The sequence below is a fragment of the Streptomyces prunicolor genome, from assembly GCF_045162825.1.
GTDB lineage: Bacteria > Actinomycetota > Actinomycetes > Streptomycetales > Streptomycetaceae > Streptomyces > Streptomyces prunicolor.
This window is the reverse complement of record NZ_CP108676.1, coordinates 10,026,207-10,041,851: the sequence shown is the minus strand read 5'-3', so window position 1 is coordinate 10,041,851 and position 15,645 is coordinate 10,026,207. Positions and strand designations below refer to the sequence as shown.

The following is a 15,645-nucleotide window of genomic DNA, read 5'->3' as shown; positions in this document are numbered from 1 at the left end:
CTGAGTGCGCGTACTCATGCGCACCCCGTGACCGGCCCGGCAGGGTGGGCCCATGACGCAGGTACTGCCCTTGCATCCGCCGCTGCGCAGCAGACGGCCGTGGTCCAGCAGGACGTCCACAACTTCGGACGTCATCGCCGCCGTTGTCCTGTTCATCAGCGAAGGCGTCGTCCTGGCGTGGATCGTTTTCAGCTACGGCATGGAGAGCTGGGCCGCGCAGGGGGATCCCGACGAGATCGACGCGGCAGCGCTCGGGGAAATCGCCTGGATGAAGATATTCCTCTACGTCGTGCTCGCCCTGGCAGTGGTCGCGGCGCTGTCCCGCGCACCGTGGACCCTGGTGTCGCACCTCCTCTTCGCTCTGCTCCTGGGCGCCCTGCTCACGGGTTCACAGCAGGACTACGACCGCGCTCATCCGGACCCCACGCCCACTCCGACCGTGCACTACACGCCCTGCCTCAGCGGCAGTGGGAAATGCCACTGAGCCGCATGATGATGTAGTGCGCAAGGACGTGGCAGGAGGTACGGGTGGACTGGACCCGCAGGGAGGGCGTGGTGTGGCGCAACCGTGCCCTGATGCTCTTCGACCGGGTGGCGGTGCCGGTCGCGGTGTGTGACGTGTACGGCTCGGTGCAGGTCGCCAATCCCGCGATGGCGGCGGAGTGCGGTACGACACCGGGTCGGCTGCGCGGCCGGGACGTGCTCGACCTGTTCCAGCCGCAGGAGTCGGGACAGGTCGAGCGGATCGCGCAGGCGCTGCGGCTGCGACACCGGTCGCGCTACCAGGTGTCGGTACGGTGGCGGGCTCCCAACGGCACCGAACGCTATGGGGAGTTGACGGCCGACCCGGTCAGCGACACGGTCGAGGAGACACCGGCGCTGCTGGTCATGCTCTGCGTGCGGGGCGAGGGCGAACCCGGTGACGGCAGGCCTGGCGAGGACTCCCCCGCGCAGGTCACCCCGATCGAGGCCCGCATCCTGGCCCTGCTCGCCAGCGGCGCCACCACCGCCCGCACGGCCCGCGAGACCGGCCTCACGACGGACGGCGTGACCTATCACCTACGGCGGCTGTCGGCCCGGTGGGACGCGGCGAACCGTACCGAACTGGTCGCCCGCGCCTATGCACTTGGGGTGCTGACGCCGGGAGTGTGGCCGCCGGTCCCTGTCACGGACGCCGACGAGCGGTAGGCCGTACCCGCCCCCTCCGGCGCCCCGAAGCGGGCGAGGGTGTGCCACACCATCTTCAGGTCCTGGAGTTCGTAACGGCCGGTGCGGGCCGCGTCGCCGATGACGCGCGGGTCGACGACACCGTGCTCGGCGATACGGGCGCCGAGGTCGGTGTATTCCTGACCTCTGTAGTCAGCGTGGCGGCGCAACTCCCGCACGGTGAGCCGGTAGCCGGGGTGCCATTCGACGGGGCAGGGCAGGCGGCGGGCGGCGGTCTCGACGGGGGTGCCTCGGTAGCTCGCGTCCAGGACGAGGGCCTCCATGTCCCGGTCGAGGACGACACCGCCGTGCACCTGCGTCTCGATGTAGTCGTTGAGGGCGTCCTGTTCGTCTTCGTCGGCCTCGGCGAGCGCGATCAGGTTCATGGCGGAAGCGACGCCGAAGTCGGTCGGTTCGGCCGCGCTGTCCGGGTAGCAGAAGGTCGCCCGGGCGAGCGCCGCGCCGGTCAGCCGGAAGTGCGAGGAGCCGAACCTCGGTGCCGCGCCCACCACTTGGCGCCGGAAGTCCAACGCGCCGTACACCGGTCGCTCGGCTGCGGGCGCGTCGTCGTAGGCACCCGCGAAGATCCGGCTCTCCCAGCGCCAACGGTCGCCGCCGGGGCGGGCGGTGAGGCCGCCGTTGCTGGTGCCGGTGACGAACTGCGAGTGGTACGTGCCGTCTTGGGCCAGCGCGTCGAGGATCGGCCGGCCGGTCGCCGTCGCCGTACGGTCGGGGTGCAAGTTGAGGGTGATGCGCAGGCGCGGGTCGACAGCCGGGCCCGAAGAGCTCTCGGCCACGTGCCGCAGCGCCCGCGCCTGGCGTGCCCAGACGCCACCAACGCCCTCGACGCCCTCGACGCCCCCGAAATCCATTGGCTCCTCCACCGCTCGCTTACTACTCTGACCCGAAACCTAGACCCCCTAGGTTTCGGAAACAGGCATCACCCAACAGACATCGCCCCCCACGGACACCGCCCCAGGAGACTCCCCCATGAGATCACTCACCGAGCATGACATCCGCAACTCGTTCGTCAACTGCTTTAAGGGCGAGGCCAAGCGGCTGGCCGTCCCCCGCGATCTCGACACCCGCCCCTGGGGCGACCTGGACTTCCTGGGCTGGCGAGATCCCGGGGCGCCGGACCGCAGCTACCTCGTCGCCGAGCGGGCGGACGGTCTGATCGGCGTCACGCTCCGCTTCCCGTCCTCGCAGCGCGGCTTTCTGCACCGGAGCATGTGTTCGCTGTGCGTGACGACCCACCCGGGCGGCGGGGTCTCCCTGATGACCGCACGCAAGGCGGGCCCGGCGGGCCGCGAGGGCAACTCGGTCGGCCTGTACATGTGCACCGACCTCGCCTGCTCCCTCTATGCACGCGGCAAGAAAATCCCCGAGTCGGGCATCCGCATCGAGGAGAGCCTGACGGTGGAGCAGCAGATCGACCGGACGGTGGGCAATCTGACCTCCTTCCTCGACAAGCTGTACGTCTGAGGTCAGTCTCCCGGCACCGCGATCACGATCTTGCCCCGGTTGTCGCGTCGCTCCAGCCGCTCGTGGGCGGCACGGGCATCAGCGAGCGGTACGACGGTCTCGATCGGTACACGGTATGCGCCCGCGGCGACCCGCTCGGCGAGTTCGCGCAGGTCCGGGCGGGGGTCGTAGCCGCCGTGGATCTGGAGGTTGGTGAGCTGGAAGCCGAGGATCGACGCGTTCTTCGGATAGAAGTCGCGGGTGTCGACGGCGCTGGGCTCCAGGGCGACATTGGCGAGGGCGACAACCCGGCCGCCGTGTCCGATCTCGCGCAGGCTGCGCCCGAAGGCCTGGCCGCCGACGGTGTCGAGGACGACGTCCGCGCCCCGCCCCTCGGTGAGTCGTAGCACCTCGTCGACCTCGGCGTCTTCCGGGTGTGCCGAGGTGTCGAGGGTGGCGTGAGCGCCGAACTCCCCTGCCCAGGCGGCCTTTTCGGGGGACCCGGCGAGGGCGATGACCCGGGCGCCGGTCTCGGCGGCGATCTGTACGGCCGCGCTGCCGACCCCGCTCGCGGCGGCCTTCACGAGGACGGTGTCCTCCTTGGTGACCCGGGCGAGGTGCCGCAGGCAGTACCAGGCCGACAGCCAGGCGACGGGCAGTGCGGCGGCGTGCGTGAGGTCGATGCCGTCAGGCAGGGCGGTGACCTGGGTGGCGGGTACGACCGTCAACTCGGCGTAGAAACCGGGTGAGTTCACGCCGTCGAGGGCCACCACCCGCTGCCCGACCGTGAAACCGGTGACGCCCTCCCCCAGCGCGGCGACGGTACCGGCGCCCTCCACTCCCGGGATCAGCGGCGGCTTCCCGGCCCGGTGGTAGTTCCCGGACCTGATCAGGGCGTCCGCGCGGTTCACGCCCGCCGCCGCGACCCGCACCAGGACCTGCCCGGGACCCGCGACCGGGTCGGGCACCTCGACCGACACCAGCACCTCGGGCCCGCCGAACTCGTCGATCCGTACCGCACGCATACCGCCACCCACTCCCTGTCAGGGCCACACCATCTGGTCGACACCTGTTGAACTAGTGTCACCATGCGACACCGGACGAACCGGTGTCAAGGGTCGCCGTTCACCCCTTCGCTCACCGTCGGCCGCCATGCCGTACACCGCATGAACCGGTGTACGCGAGGTAAGCTCGCTGCCATGACCATCCCGCCCGTCTTCCCGTTCATCGGCGGACGCCCGTGCCTGAACTTCGTGGCGACCCTCGGCAAACGCCACGGCACCCCCGTCGAGCGGCTCCCCGATCCGGCGGCCCTGGCCGGCTGGATCACGGAGGCGGAGCTGGCGGCGAGCACCGAGCCGGTGCGGGTCACGGCCCGGGAGCTGACGGACGCGCGCACCCTGCGCGAGGCGCTCTACCGTGTCGTACGGGACGCGATGGCCGGTCGGGAACCGGCGGCGGCCGATGTCGAGCGGGTCAACGAGGCCGCCGCGCGACCGGATCTCGCGCCCCAACTGGGCGAACAGCGCTGGAAGTCAGCGCATCCGGCACGCGCGGCGCTGGCGACGGTGGCCCGGGACGGCGTTCTGCTGGTGGGCAGTCCGCTGCTGGAGCGGGTCAAGGAGTGCGAGAACCCGGAGTGTTCGCTGCTGTTCCTCGACGACTCCCAGGCCCGCCGCCGCCGTTGGTGCTCGATGGACCGCTGCGGCAACCTCGCGAAGATCGCGGGCTATCGGTCGCGCAGTCGGGCCGCCGTGACCGAGTGAAGGTGGATCAGCACGTCGTAGCTGCGGGCCAGTGCGATGGTCCGCAGGTCCTCCGGGTAGTCGGTGCCGATGCTTCGGGTCGGTCGCCCTTCCGCCAGCCATGCGCGGGCCGGTGATCCGACCGAGCGGAGATCGACCAGGTAGTCGGTGAACCGCACCTGGTCCAGGGTCTGTTCGTTGCTGCCCGCCCCGGCCGGTCCCAGCGTCCAGCGGTGGATCGCGTCGTCGGGGCCGGTGGCGTTGAACGAGCCTTGGTCGAAGGTCAGGCCCACGCTGCGATACCGGGAGCCGAGGGTGTCACGCAGGAACGCCCCTTGCATCTTGGGGTAGTTGGCCGGGTCGGACGGCACATAGCCGATGTGGGCGTCGTGCGCGGACAGCAACACCTTGGTGCCGGTGTGCCGTTGCCACCAGACGACGTTGGCCGCCATCGTCTCGTCCCGGTAGCGCATCGCCGCGGGAACCTGCGCGGGGTCGGCGAATTCGAAGTCGTACTGCCGGGCCACCTGGTCGAGGACGGTCGCGTTCTGCACGGCCCGGTCGTACGCATCGCGGTCCTTCCCCGGTGACTGCTTCTTCAGCAACTCCAGTGCGCGGCCGGTGCGTTCGGCCATCTCCTGCCGTTCGGCGTACGGCTTGTCCAGGTACTGCTCGATGTACGTCCCGGCCGGCACGGTGGGCCGCAGCCCTCGGTACAGCTCGGCGAGCCGGGAGCTCAACTCGGGGTAGTGGTCGGCCGCATAGGCCGTGACCGAGTCGTACAGCTCCGGTCCGGCCCAGCCGATGTCGTCGCCCATGAAGCGCACGGGGTCGCCGGGATGCCGGACGTTGTACGCGCGCATCCACTCGACGAGCCTCAGGTAGTCGGTGTTGTTCCACCACAGGTAGTCGCGCTGGAACTCCTCGCGGAAGATGCGCCGCGGGTCCCCTTTGCCGTACAGGACATAGTCGTTGAGGCGCAGCCCGGTGCTCCAGGCGCCCTCCAGGGCGAAGGTGCGGAAGCCCTTCTTCTCGACGAGGTGGCGGAAGACGCGGTCCTTGAGGGCGAGGAAGTCGTGGGAGCTGTGGGTGGCCTCGCCGAGGCCGACGACCTGGGCGCCGCCGATCATGCGGTCGAGGGGGTGTAAGTCGTCGGTGGGGCCGCCCGGTTCGACGGTCCGCAGGGGGTGGGCGGAGCGGTCGAGGGCCGCAACCACGGCCGAGGGCGCGGGAGTTGGTGCCGCCGTCGCGGCCGGGGTGCCGGTCGCGACGGTGCCGAGGCTGATGAGCAGGGTCAGGATCAGTCCGGTCCGATGCCGTTTCATGGTGCGAGGGTCGCGTGACCCCGGGGGCGGGGACCATGCGGTGGTCCTCCGTATCGGGGTGGGGTTTCCCTCAGGAGCCGGCGGGTGTCCAGTGCGGGTCGCGGCCGAGGAAGGCGAGGAGCGCCTCGGCCCGGTCGTTCTCGTCCGTCACCTCCAGCGCGGGCGCGAACACCTGGTAGGAATCCCGGAGTTGATCGACGAGTCGGTCCGCGGCCGGCCAGATCCCCTCGGCCAGGTCCGCCTTCAACGGCCGGTTCTGGCCGGTGGCCGCCGCGATGTCCCAGGCGTGCACGGCCGCGTCCATGGCGGCCGTCGCCGCGGCGAACGAAAAGGGCATCGGGCCCAGCGGTGTCGGCACCTGGTCGGCGTCGGCGTGCAGCTGGGCATAGCCGTCCGCCACCGCGCGGAGCACCTTGTCGAGCTCGGCGACCGGGTCCCCGTCCAGGGTGTCCGCGGGGTGGAAGGGGTCGGAGCCGGGCCGGTCGCCGGTGAGGACGAGGCCGTATGCCTGCTGGTCGATGCGCGCGTGGTTGAGGACCTGCCGTACCGTCCACTCGGTGCACGGCGTCGGCGCCGCCCAGGCCGTCTCGGGCACGGCGGCGACCACCTCACGCAGATAGTCGTGCGAGCGGGTCAGTACCTCGATGCCCTGGATGTTCGTCATGAACGTTCCCCTTCGCTCAGTGCGGTGATGCCAATCTAGGAGGCCTTGCGGACAGCTACGGTCCTCAACGACAACGTTCAGCGCACCCGTGAGAGGGAATAGGCCAGGGATGCGAGATGTCCGTGAGTGGACCGCGCCACTGGTGCGGTTCGTGGGACGGCACCGGGACCCGGTGGTCGTCCAGACGCTGCGGTCGGCGACCGCGGCGACGGTCGCGTACGTCGTCGCCCTGCGGCTGAGCCCCGAGCCCGCGCCGCTGACCGCTCCCCTGACCGCGCTCCTCGTCGTCCAGGTCACCCTCTACGCCACCCTCACGAACGGCATCCGCCGGGTGAACGCCGTGGTCGCCGGCGTCCTCGTCGCCATCGCCTTCAGTCTGCTGGTGGGTCTGACCTGGTGGAGCCTGGCCCTGCTGATCGTGGCCGCGCTGGTCGTCGGGCGGCTGGTCAAAGTTGATGAGTACGTGCCCGAGGTGGCGATCAGCGCGATGCTGGTCCTCGGGGTCACCACGGTCGGGAACACCGCCTGGGCGCGGGTGGTGGAGACACTGATCGGCGCGGTCGTCGGACTCGGCTGCAATCTGCTGCTCGCTCCCCCGGTGTGGGTGGACGAGGCCGGCGAGTCGATCGAGGGCCTGGCCCGTCGGCTACGGCGGCTGATGCGGCGCATGGGCGAGGAGGCGGCGGGCCGCACACCCGTCGACCACGCCACCGCGCGGCTGCACGAGGCACGGCGGCTCGACCACGACATCATCGAGGTGGACGCGGCCCTCCGGCAGGCCGAGGACAGCCTGCGGCTCAATCCACGCGTGCGCGAGGGGCTGCTGCACCGGATCGTGCTGCGGACCGGCCTGGACACGCTGGAGATCTGCACGGTCGTGCTCCGCGTTCTCGCCCGCACCTTCACCGACCTGGCGAAACAGCGCGACCCCGAGCCGTTGTTCGCGCCGCCCACCGGCGCGGCCGTAGAACAACTGCTGTCCGAGATCGGGGACGCCGTGGTCAGTTTCGCGGTGCTGGTGACCACCGACGTGACGGTGAGCGCCGAGTCCGCGGAGTCGCGGCTCACCGCCGAGCTGCACACGGCCGCCGCGACCCGCGACAAGCTGGCCCAGCTGCTCCTGGAGGAGGTCCAGCGTGACGCGGCCCAGTGGCAGCTGCTGGGGGCCATGCTGACCGAGGTCAACCGCATGCTGGACGAGCTGGACACCGAGCACCGCTCGCGCCGGCTGCTGGAGGAACTGGACCGGTGTTCCAGTGAGCAGCGCAAACGCCTGCCGTGGCTGGCCTGGCTGCGGGAGCGGGTGGGGGTACCGGAGCGGCTGCGCAGGAACCGGGGCGGGGGCGCCGATCGTTCTAGGTGACGGAGTCACCTGGGGGCGGGGCGCCTTCGGCAGCACGGCAATGGGGGGCGGGCGCATGACCGACAGCACCGTACGGATCGACGGGAACACCTTGCGGCTGCCCGGTGGGGTGGCGGTGCGGTTCGTCCGCACCCTGCGGCTGCCCGAGACGGGTACGCATCCGTTGCCGCCGGGGCTGGGCGAGTTCCCGGTCCGGCGGGTCGCGGACTTCCCGGACACGGTGCCGGAGGCGTGGCGGGCGCGGGGCGGGGTGATGCTGCCGGTGTATCTGCGCGAGGCGATGTGGCTGAGCTTCGCGGGCACGCGGGAACCGGCCGCCCTCCAGGTCGGGGTGGGCAAGGTCTGCGCGGTCTCGGGGAAGCCGTGGAGCGACCGGCTGTCCCGGAGCCCGCAGAACTACGTGGTGCTGCCCCGCCAGCCGTGGCTCGACGGCATCAACTCCGGCAAGGGGACGGTCCGGCAGTTCGTGGCGGTCCCGCTCGGCCTCGGTGCGACGGTCGAGGGGCAGGTCACGGGCGAGGAGGTATGGGGCGGTGTCCAGCTCCAGTCCTTCCCGCTCGGCGAACGGGAGTTGACCAAGTGGCGCGAGGCGGAGCGACGCCGGTCGCAGCAGTCACGCGCGCGTACGACGGCCCTGCCGACCGGCGGCTACGGTATGCCCGCCATGCCGATGATGTCCGCGCCCGGCGCCCCACCGGCACCGAGCCCCCGGGCCGCCACCGCGATGGGGCTCGGTGTCGGCGGTTCGATGCACCAGGAGGTCTACGAGGACGACCGCCCGCTGAAGGACTGGGCCGAGGCGCCCGCCGGGCGGGTCTTCGTGCACCTGGTGACGCCTCCGGAGTGGCGCCGCATCACCGGCGAGGCCCCGCCGCCGTCGCCGGTGGACCGTGCCGCGTACACCCGGGCGGGGCTCCCCTGGTTCGACTACTACGACCAGGACGCCGAGGATCTCGCCCCCACCGACACCCTGGGCGCGGTGCAGCCGGTCGGCGACTGGCTCGGCGACGACCACGAACCCTGGCAGGAGCCCACGGCCGACCAGGTGCAACCCCTCAAGGACGCGAAGGGCAAGCCGGTGGAGGACGGCGACTGGTAGACCGCTCACCGGACAGTCGACCGGATAGGTCATTCGCCCGCCACCCATTGCACCCTCCGCAACGCTCGTTGCCGGTCTTGCGCTCAACAGGCCCCGCACGCCAAGGTTGCCGTGACGACCGTGGCGAGCGACGACCTGAGGGTGTGGGCATGACCAGTGGTGCGGAGGCGTCACGCGAGGGCTGGAGCAGGCGCCGTTTCATCGGCGCCCTGGGCGGAACCGCGGCGGTGATCGCGGTCCCGGCACCGGCTTCAGCACCGGCCGACCCCGAATCCACTCCTACGGCGGCCTCGGCGCCCGCGAAGGCACCGGCACCCGGCGCACACCGGAAGGGCAAGGCCTCCGGCCCCCGCCCCCTCTACCTCGGCACCTACACCTCGGTCGACGGCGGCGGCACGGGCATCGGCCTGGCCACCTACGACGCGTCGACCGGGCAGATCACCGGCGCGGGCACCCTCACCGGGGTCGCCGACCCGTCGTACCTCGCCGTGCACCCCGACGGCCGCACGCTGTACGCGGTCGACGAGCAGACGGCCGGGGCGGTGACCGCCGTACGCCTGGCGGACCGCAAGATCCTCGGTTCGCGGAGCACCGGCGGCGCGGGCCCCTGCCATCTGTCCGTGCACCCCACCGGACGCTGGCTGCTCAGCGCGAACTACACGTCCGGCAGCGTGGCCGTGCACCCGATCGACACCTCGGGCGCGCTCGGCGAGCGCACGGCGCTGGCCAAGCACTCCAGTCCGCAGCCGGGCCCCGGCCAGGACGGCCCGCACGCGCACCAGTTCGTGACCAGTCCCGACGGCGGCCATGTCCTCGCCGTCGACCTGGGCACCGACACGGTCTACACCTACCACCTGGACACCACGAAGGGCACGCTCACCGAGGTCTCCCAGGCGCACACCCGCGCGGGTGCGGGCCCGCGCAGCCTCACGTTCCACCCCGGCGGCCGGTACGCCTACCTGGCCGACGAGGTCGACGACACCATCGCGGTCTGCGCCTACGATCCGGCCACGGGTGCCCTCTCGATCGGCGCTCCGCAGTCCAGCGGCAGCACGGGCAACGCCACCAACTACCCGGCGCAGATCCTGGTGACGCCGAACGGCGCGTACGCCTATCTCGCCAACCGCGGCGACAACTCCCTTGCCCGGTACGCCGTCGAGGCGGACGGCGCCCGGCTCAGGCTGCTCGGCACGGTGCCGGTGTCCGGTGACTTCCCGCGGCAGATCGCGCTCTCGCCGGACGGGACGCTGCTGTTCACCGCGAACCAGAGGTCGAGCACGGTCAGCGTGTTCCACGTGGACGACAACACGGGTCAACTCACGCTCGCGGGCGAGCCGTTCGCGTCACCGGTCGCCGTCTGTGCGCTGCCGCTGTAGGGGGCGCGGGCAGGACGCGGCGCTGGCCTGGGTGAGCAGCACATGCATGCGCTCGGTGAGGTGGGTGACCGAGTCGGCGGGTGCGTGGAACGGCAGTCGTACGTCGCCGTGGGCGCGGGCGCGCTCGATGCGCAGGGTCAGTCCATGCCGGTCGACCGCGAGGGGCTGGACGCGGACCGCGCCGTGCAGGCTGTCGGGTTCGACGAGCCGGGTGAGCCGCTCGACCGCGTCGGAGTGGCAGTCGGCGAGGTGGGTGAGCAGTTGGGCCTCGGCCAGGGCCAGCGGGTCGGGTTCGGCGGCGGCGAACTCGTCGAGGTCGACGACGACCGCGCCGGTCGCCGGGCGCAGCACCACGCGCGTTGCCCGGAAGGCGAGTTGGTCGTCCTCGGGGACGAACCAGCCGGCCATCCACAGCCGGGACCGGATACGGTTGCGCACGGGGACGGGCGCGACGTCCGCGAACTCCAGGACGGCGGACGGCTCTCCGCGGGGCGCGCAGATCGCGGCCGCCAACAGGGCGCTGTCCTCGGGCACTTGAAGAAGCACCCGACCGTCGTCGTCCACGCTGTGCGCACCGACGAACTCCTCGCGACCGCCCTCCGCGGTCACCGCGCAGGACCATGCGGCGGCGAGCACCGAGCGGGCTCGCTCGGCCGCGGCAGGCACGGCCGTCCACGTCTGGCTGTCACCCATCCCTGAACCTCCTTAGGTAAGCCTTGCCTAACCTACCGAAGATCGGGGCGCACGCCAACCACGCCACGCAATCTCTACAGAAGTCGTTCGGGGCGAGCGCTACAGGAGTCGTTCAGGGCGAGAGAACACCCAACAGCGCCCGCGCGCACAGATCGCGCACCTGTTCCCGGCTCAACTCCGGCCCCCGCAGCCACTCCAGGCAGACGGCGGTGGTGAAGGCCAGCCAGCCGCGCACCGCGAGCTTCGTGTCGGGCCGCTCCCCCACAGCCGGCCCGAACTCGGGATCCGCCGCGAGCGCGGCCAGGATCTGCCGCTCCTGTGCCGCCAACGCCCGCTGATAGACCCGCCGTACGGTCTGGTCGCCCGCCGCGTCGGCACGGTGGAAGGCGCGGTAGCCGTGCGCGTGGGTGTGCACGTACTCCAGATACGTGTCGAGGGCGACGGCGAGTTGCTCACGGGCCGGTACGCCCGGTACGGCCGCCGTCATCTGCAGCATCCGCTCGCTCTCGCGCTCGACGACGGCCGCGAAGAAGTCCCGTTTGGTCGGGAAGTAGTGGTACAGCAGCCCGCGGGAGACTCCGGCGATCTCGGCGACCTGCTCGATCCACACGTCGTCGTAGGCATCCTCCGAGAACAACCGCGCGCCCACCGTGAGCAGTTGCTCCCGGCGCTCCTCGGTGCTGAGCCGGCGGCGCGTGCGCTCACCCTGGTTCGCGGCCATTCCCGCACTTTACTTGACGTCGGTTCAACAGCGGGATCACACTGAAACCCACTATTGAACCCACGTACAACAGGCTCAACCTGCCGCAGACTCAAGGGAGATCGCGTCATGGCGGAGACGACGACGGCGACGCCGACCGCGCTGCCGAAGGGATTCCGGGGCGCCGAGCAGGGCTGGCCCCGCCTCGACCGCATCCCGCATCCCCCGCGCCGGGTCCCGCTGCTCGGTGACGTCCTGGGCGCCGACCGCCGCACTCCCCTCCAGGACACACTCCGCTACGCCCGCCAACTGGGCCCGATCTTCCGGCGGAGGGCCTTCGGCAAGGAGTTCGTGTTCGTCTGGGGCGCCGATCTGGTCGCGGACATGGCGGACGAGTCACGGTTCGCCAAGCATGTCGGCCTCGGGGTCGCGAACCTGCGGCCGGTCGCCGGGGACGGGCTGTTCACGGCGTACAACCACGAGCCCAACTGGCAGTTGGCGCACGACGTCCTGGCCCCCGGCTTCAGCCGCGAGGCGATGGCGGGCTACCACCCGATGATGCTGTCCGTGGCCGAGCGGCTCACGGACCGCTGGGACCGCGAGCTGGCGGCCGGACGCTCGGTGGACGTGCCCGGCGACATGACCAAGCTGACCCTGGAGACGATCTCGCGGACCGGCTTCGGCCATGACTTCGGCTCCTTCGAACGCGACCGCCCGCACCCCTTCGTGACGGCGATGGTGGGCACGCTCAGCTACGCGCAGCGCCTCAACTCCGTACCGTCGCCGCTGGCCCCGCTCCTGCTGCGCACCGCAACTCGCCGCAACGAGGCGGACATCGCCTACCTCAACCGCACGGTCGACGAGATGGTGCGGACCCGCCGCGAGGCGAGCGGGAGCGGCGCCGGCGACCTGCTCGACCGGATGCTCGACACCACCCACGCGGAGACCGGCGAGCGCCTCTCCCCCGAGAACGTCCGCCGCCAGGTCATCACCTTCCTGGTCGCCGGCCACGAGACGACCTCGGGCTCCCTCTCCTTCGCCCTGCACTACCTCGCCCGTCACCCGGAGATCGCAGCCCGCGCCCGCGCCGAGGTGGACCAGGTCTGGGGCGACACCGAGACCCCCGGCTACGACCAGGTCGCCAAGCTGCGCTACGTCCGCCGGGTGCTCGACGAGTCGCTACGGCTGTGGCCGACGGCCCCGGCGTACGCCCGCGAGGCCACCCGGGACACCGAGTTGGCCGGGGTCCACCCGATGCGAAGGGGCGCCTGGGCGCTGATCCTCACGCCGATGCTGCACCGCGACCCCGAGGTGTGGGGCGCGGACGCCGAGGAGTTCGACCCGGACCGCTTCGACGCCAAGGCCGTACGCGCCCGCGCCCCGCACACCTTCAAGCCGTTCGGGACAGGGGCGCGGGCCTGCATCGGCCGCCAATTCGCCCTGCACGAGGCGACGTTGGTCCTGGGCCTGCTGCTGCGCCGCTACGAGCTGCGCCCCGACCCGGCGTACCAGTTGCGCGTGACCGAACGCCTGACGCTGATGCCGGACGGCCTGCGCCTGCACCTCGACCGCCGCACGGCGACAGCGGCGCCCGCGCCGGTCACGGTCCCCGACGAGGCGCGGTCAGAGCCCCGCTGTCCAGTGCACGGGACGGACGACTGACCCCGGCAACCTGGCCCCGACGCTCCCCCGGGCCGCGTTGACCTGCGGCTGAGTGAGGAAGAACGCGCCGGTGAGGTCCGCGTCCGTGAGATCGGCGTCCCGCAGGTCGGCACCGATCAGATCCGCACCGCGCAGGTCGGCCCGGCTCAGATCGGCGCCCTTGAGCCGGGCACCCATGAGGTCGGCACCGCGTCGCTCCTTCTTCTTGCCGCGCACTCCCGCCCGCACCAACTCGCTGCTCCGCAACAGGAGTTCGTCGACCCCCTGCTGGTGCACACCCACGTCGAGCGCGCCGAGTTCCTCGGGCGTCCCGTGCGTGAGGTCCTCGGTACGGGCGAGGGCCCGGCGCAGGTCGGGGTGAATCGGCCCGGCGGCGGCCAGGGTGAGCGCCGCGGTCGGATAGCGGAGCAGTTCGCGGAGCTGTCGTACGACGGGGAAGACCTCGAACATCCGGCGCGCCCGCTCCCGGGGAGCCGTACGCCAGCGGGTCGCCATGTGATCTTCCATGGCGTTCAGCGCACTGACCTGACCGCACCACCATGGACTCACATCGAACCGATCGGTACCATCTTCTCCATGCCTGTACCCAAAGGAACGGCCCTGGATCCCGAGCGCACCCGCGCCACCCTCCTCGCCTCCGCGACCGGCATCCTCTACGAACGGGGACTGGACGGCGTCGGCGTGGCCGAGCTGTGCCGGGCGGTCGGCGCCTCCAAGGAGACGCTGTACCGCCACTTCGGTTCGAAGGACGGCCTGGTCGAGGCGGTCCTGGAGGCCAGGAGCGACCGGGTGGTGCACTGGCTGACGGAGGCGGTGGCGGCGGCCGGCCCTGATCCGCGCGCCCAACTCACCGCACTCTTCGACGTGTTGGGTGACTGGTACCGACAACCCGGTTTCCGGGGCTGCGCGATCGTCAACGCGGCGACGCAGCGGCACGCACCGCCCGCCCGCACACTGGCGGACCGTCACCTGGCCCGCTACGGCGAGCTGCTCACCGGCATCGCCGAACGCGCCGGCGCCCGCGAACCGGCCCTCCTGGGAAGGCAGTTGCTGATCCTGTTGGAGGGCGCCACCGTCGTGGCCGACCACCACGACCCACACGGCCGGGCCGCCGAGGACGCCAAGCAGGCGGCCCTCGCCCTGCTGTCGGCGCAGGGGGCGTGATGGACGTCCAGGGCCGCACGGCGCCCGGCTTCGAGAAGGTCGCGGAGGTCTTCGCCGCGAACTTCGCGCGGTACGGGGAGGTGGGTGCCGCCTTCGCCGCGTACCGGGACGGCGAACCCCTCGTGGACCTGTGGGCCGGGGTGACCGACCCCGGAACAGGGCAACCGTGGCAGGCGGACACGCTCCAACTCGTCTTCTCCGGAGCCAAGGGCCTGACGAGCGCGTGCGTGTTGCTGCTGGTCGAGCGTGGCCTGCTGGAACTGGATGCCCCGGCCGCCCGCTACTGGCCGGAATTCGCCGCGGCCGGCAAGGAGCGGATCACGGTCGCCGAGATCCTGTCCCACCAGGCGCGGCTGCCGGGCGTGCAACAGCCCGTCGACACAGAGGAGTTGCTGAACCCGGAGCACATGGCGACACTCCTCGCGGCACAGGCCCCGACGACCGATCCGCGGGCCGCGTTCGTGTACCACGCGCTGACGTGGGGCTGGCTGACCGGGGAACTGGTACGGCGGGTGGACGGACGAACCGTGGGCGCCCTGTTCGCCGACGAGTTCGCGGGCCCGCTCGGCCTGGACATCTGGCTGGGGCTGCCGGACACGGAGCATCACCGGGTCGCGACGACGATCGCGGGGCCGGGTGTCCTGCGGCCGAAGGATGAGGACGAGGACGAGGAGAGGGACGCCTTGCAGGTCCTGACCCGCAATCCCCTGCTGACTGCCGACGCACCCGCCCTGTGGAACTCCGCCGGCTTCCGCCGCGCCCAACTGCCCGCCGTGGGCGCACATGTGACGGCCCGTTCGATGGCCCGCTTCTACACCTGCCTCGCCCGGGGCGGCGAGTTGGACGGTGTCCGGGTGCTCGACGAGGCGACCGTACGGCTCGGGCGGCGGGAACTGCGACGGGGTGTCTCGCCGTTGTGGGGCACCCCGATGGCGTACGGCGCCGGTTTCGAACTCCGCACGGAGCTGGGCCTGTTCGGCCCGCCGCCCGACGCCTTCGGCCATGCCGGCGCGGGAGGATCACGGCACGGTGCCTGGCCCGGCGAGCGGGTCGGAATCTCGTACACGATGAACCTGACCCGTGCGGAGTTCCCGGACCGACGGCCGTTGGACCTGCTGGCCTCGTTGCACGAAGCCGCCCTCGCTTTCCCGAGGTGATCCGCCGGTCACTGTGACGTCCCTGAT

At 71.5% G+C, this 15,645-nt stretch carries 16 protein-coding genes and 1 pseudogene; 10 read left to right on the top strand and 7 right to left on the bottom strand.

The window, feature by feature from the left end; genetic code table 11:
- Window positions 1–52: 52 nt before the first annotated feature.
- Together OG588_RS45385 and OG588_RS45380 are read left to right on the top strand one after the other, a co-directional pair.
- Window positions 53–484, top strand: coding sequence for a DUF6234 family protein (locus OG588_RS45385; protein WP_405952383.1), 432 nt, complete (start codon window positions 53–55; stop codon window positions 482–484).
- Between the two features lie 92 nt (window positions 485–576).
- Window positions 577–1,188 carry a helix-turn-helix transcriptional regulator gene (locus OG588_RS45380; protein WP_405953380.1) on the top strand — a complete coding sequence of 204 codons (612 nt, stop codon included), beginning with the start codon at window positions 577–579 and terminating at the stop codon, window positions 1,186–1,188.
- Here OG588_RS45380 and OG588_RS45375 read toward each other — a convergent pair.
- Window positions 1,119–2,078 (bottom strand): DUF3626 domain-containing protein, encoded by a 960-nt coding sequence (locus OG588_RS45375; RefSeq protein ID WP_405952382.1) that lies wholly within the window; start codon window positions 2,076–2,078, stop codon window positions 1,119–1,121. The genes OG588_RS45380 and OG588_RS45375 overlap by 70 nt on opposite strands.
- Before the next feature lie 118 nt (window positions 2,079–2,196).
- Between OG588_RS45375 and OG588_RS45370 the strand changes: the two genes are divergently transcribed.
- Window positions 2,197–2,691 carry an FBP domain-containing protein gene (locus OG588_RS45370; RefSeq protein ID WP_405952381.1) on the top strand — a complete coding sequence of 165 codons (495 nt, stop codon included), beginning with the start codon at window positions 2,197–2,199 and terminating at the stop codon, window positions 2,689–2,691.
- Between the two features lie 2 nt (window positions 2,692–2,693).
- Here the strand turns inward: OG588_RS45370 and OG588_RS45365 are convergent, their stop codons facing one another.
- Window positions 2,694–3,695 carry a zinc-binding alcohol dehydrogenase family protein gene (locus OG588_RS45365; protein WP_405952380.1) on the bottom strand — a complete coding sequence of 334 codons (1,002 nt, stop codon included), beginning with the start codon at window positions 3,693–3,695 and terminating at the stop codon, window positions 2,694–2,696.
- 174 nt (window positions 3,696–3,869) lie between these two features.
- Here OG588_RS45365 and OG588_RS45360 point away from each other — a divergent pair, with 174 nt between their 5' ends.
- A complete protein-coding gene (locus tag OG588_RS45360) occupies window positions 3,870–4,436 on the top strand; it encodes a CGNR zinc finger domain-containing protein (protein ID WP_405952379.1) in 567 nt (188 codons plus the stop codon).
- On the opposite strand, the gene OG588_RS45355 is transcribed toward OG588_RS45360, so the two are convergent.
- Both OG588_RS45355 and OG588_RS45350 read right to left on the bottom strand, forming a co-directional pair.
- Window positions 4,400–5,740 (bottom strand): erythromycin esterase family protein, encoded by a 1,341-nt coding sequence (locus OG588_RS45355; RefSeq protein WP_405952378.1) that lies wholly within the window; start codon window positions 5,738–5,740, stop codon window positions 4,400–4,402. The two genes, OG588_RS45360 and OG588_RS45355, sit on opposite strands and share 37 nt — an antisense overlap.
- 70 nt (window positions 5,741–5,810) lie before the next feature.
- Complete coding sequence (locus OG588_RS45350; protein WP_405952377.1) at window positions 5,811–6,404, bottom strand: TIGR03086 family metal-binding protein; 594 nt, start codon at window positions 6,402–6,404, stop codon at window positions 5,811–5,813.
- 109 nt (window positions 6,405–6,513) lie between these two features.
- Between OG588_RS45350 and OG588_RS45345 the strand changes: the two genes are divergently transcribed.
- The 3 genes from OG588_RS45345 (at window position 6,514) to OG588_RS45335 (ending at window position 10,242) form a co-directional block, all read left to right on the top strand.
- On the top strand, window positions 6,514–7,767 hold the full coding sequence (locus OG588_RS45345) for an FUSC family protein (RefSeq protein WP_405952376.1): 1,254 nt from the start codon (window positions 6,514–6,516) through the stop codon (window positions 7,765–7,767).
- Window positions 7,768–7,822: 55 nt separating this feature from the next.
- Window positions 7,823–8,866 carry a hypothetical protein gene (locus OG588_RS45340; protein WP_405952375.1) on the top strand — a complete coding sequence of 348 codons (1,044 nt, stop codon included), beginning with the start codon at window positions 7,823–7,825 and terminating at the stop codon, window positions 8,864–8,866.
- 149 nt (window positions 8,867–9,015) lie between these two features.
- The gene (locus OG588_RS45335) at window positions 9,016–10,242 is read left to right on the top strand and encodes a lactonase family protein (RefSeq protein ID WP_405952374.1); all 1,227 of its coding nucleotides are present in this window, start codon (window positions 9,016–9,018) and stop codon (window positions 10,240–10,242) included.
- Here OG588_RS45335 and OG588_RS45330 read toward each other — a convergent pair.
- The gene (locus OG588_RS45330) at window positions 10,210–10,935 is read right to left on the bottom strand and encodes a DUF2470 domain-containing protein (RefSeq protein WP_405952373.1); all 726 of its coding nucleotides are present in this window, start codon (window positions 10,933–10,935) and stop codon (window positions 10,210–10,212) included. The two genes, OG588_RS45335 and OG588_RS45330, sit on opposite strands and share 33 nt — an antisense overlap.
- Window positions 10,936–11,047: 112 nt before the next feature.
- Window positions 11,048–11,656, bottom strand: coding sequence for a TetR/AcrR family transcriptional regulator (locus OG588_RS45325; RefSeq protein ID WP_405952372.1), 609 nt, complete (start codon window positions 11,654–11,656; stop codon window positions 11,048–11,050).
- A gap of 108 nt (window positions 11,657–11,764) precedes the next feature.
- On the opposite strand from OG588_RS45325, the gene OG588_RS45320 reads away from it, so the two are divergent.
- A complete protein-coding gene (locus tag OG588_RS45320) occupies window positions 11,765–13,297 on the top strand; it encodes a cytochrome P450 (protein WP_405952371.1) in 1,533 nt (510 codons plus the stop codon).
- Here OG588_RS45320 and OG588_RS45315 read toward each other — a convergent pair.
- A pseudogene (locus tag OG588_RS45315) lies at window positions 13,259–13,780 on the bottom strand (pentapeptide repeat-containing protein); the annotation flags it as partial. The gene OG588_RS45320 and the pseudogene OG588_RS45315 overlap by 39 nt on opposite strands.
- Window positions 13,781–13,873: 93 nt before the next feature.
- On the opposite strand from OG588_RS45315, the gene OG588_RS45310 reads away from it, so the two are divergent.
- Together OG588_RS45310 and OG588_RS45305 are read left to right on the top strand one after the other, a co-directional pair.
- Window positions 13,874–14,461 carry a TetR/AcrR family transcriptional regulator gene (locus OG588_RS45310; protein WP_405952370.1) on the top strand — a complete coding sequence of 196 codons (588 nt, stop codon included), beginning with the start codon at window positions 13,874–13,876 and terminating at the stop codon, window positions 14,459–14,461.
- Window positions 14,461–15,618 carry a serine hydrolase domain-containing protein gene (locus tag OG588_RS45305; protein ID WP_405952369.1) on the top strand — a complete coding sequence of 386 codons (1,158 nt, stop codon included), beginning with the start codon at window positions 14,461–14,463 and terminating at the stop codon, window positions 15,616–15,618. The genes OG588_RS45310 and OG588_RS45305 overlap by 1 nt, the downstream gene beginning before the upstream one ends.
- The last annotated feature ends 27 nt before the right edge of the window (window positions 15,619–15,645 follow it).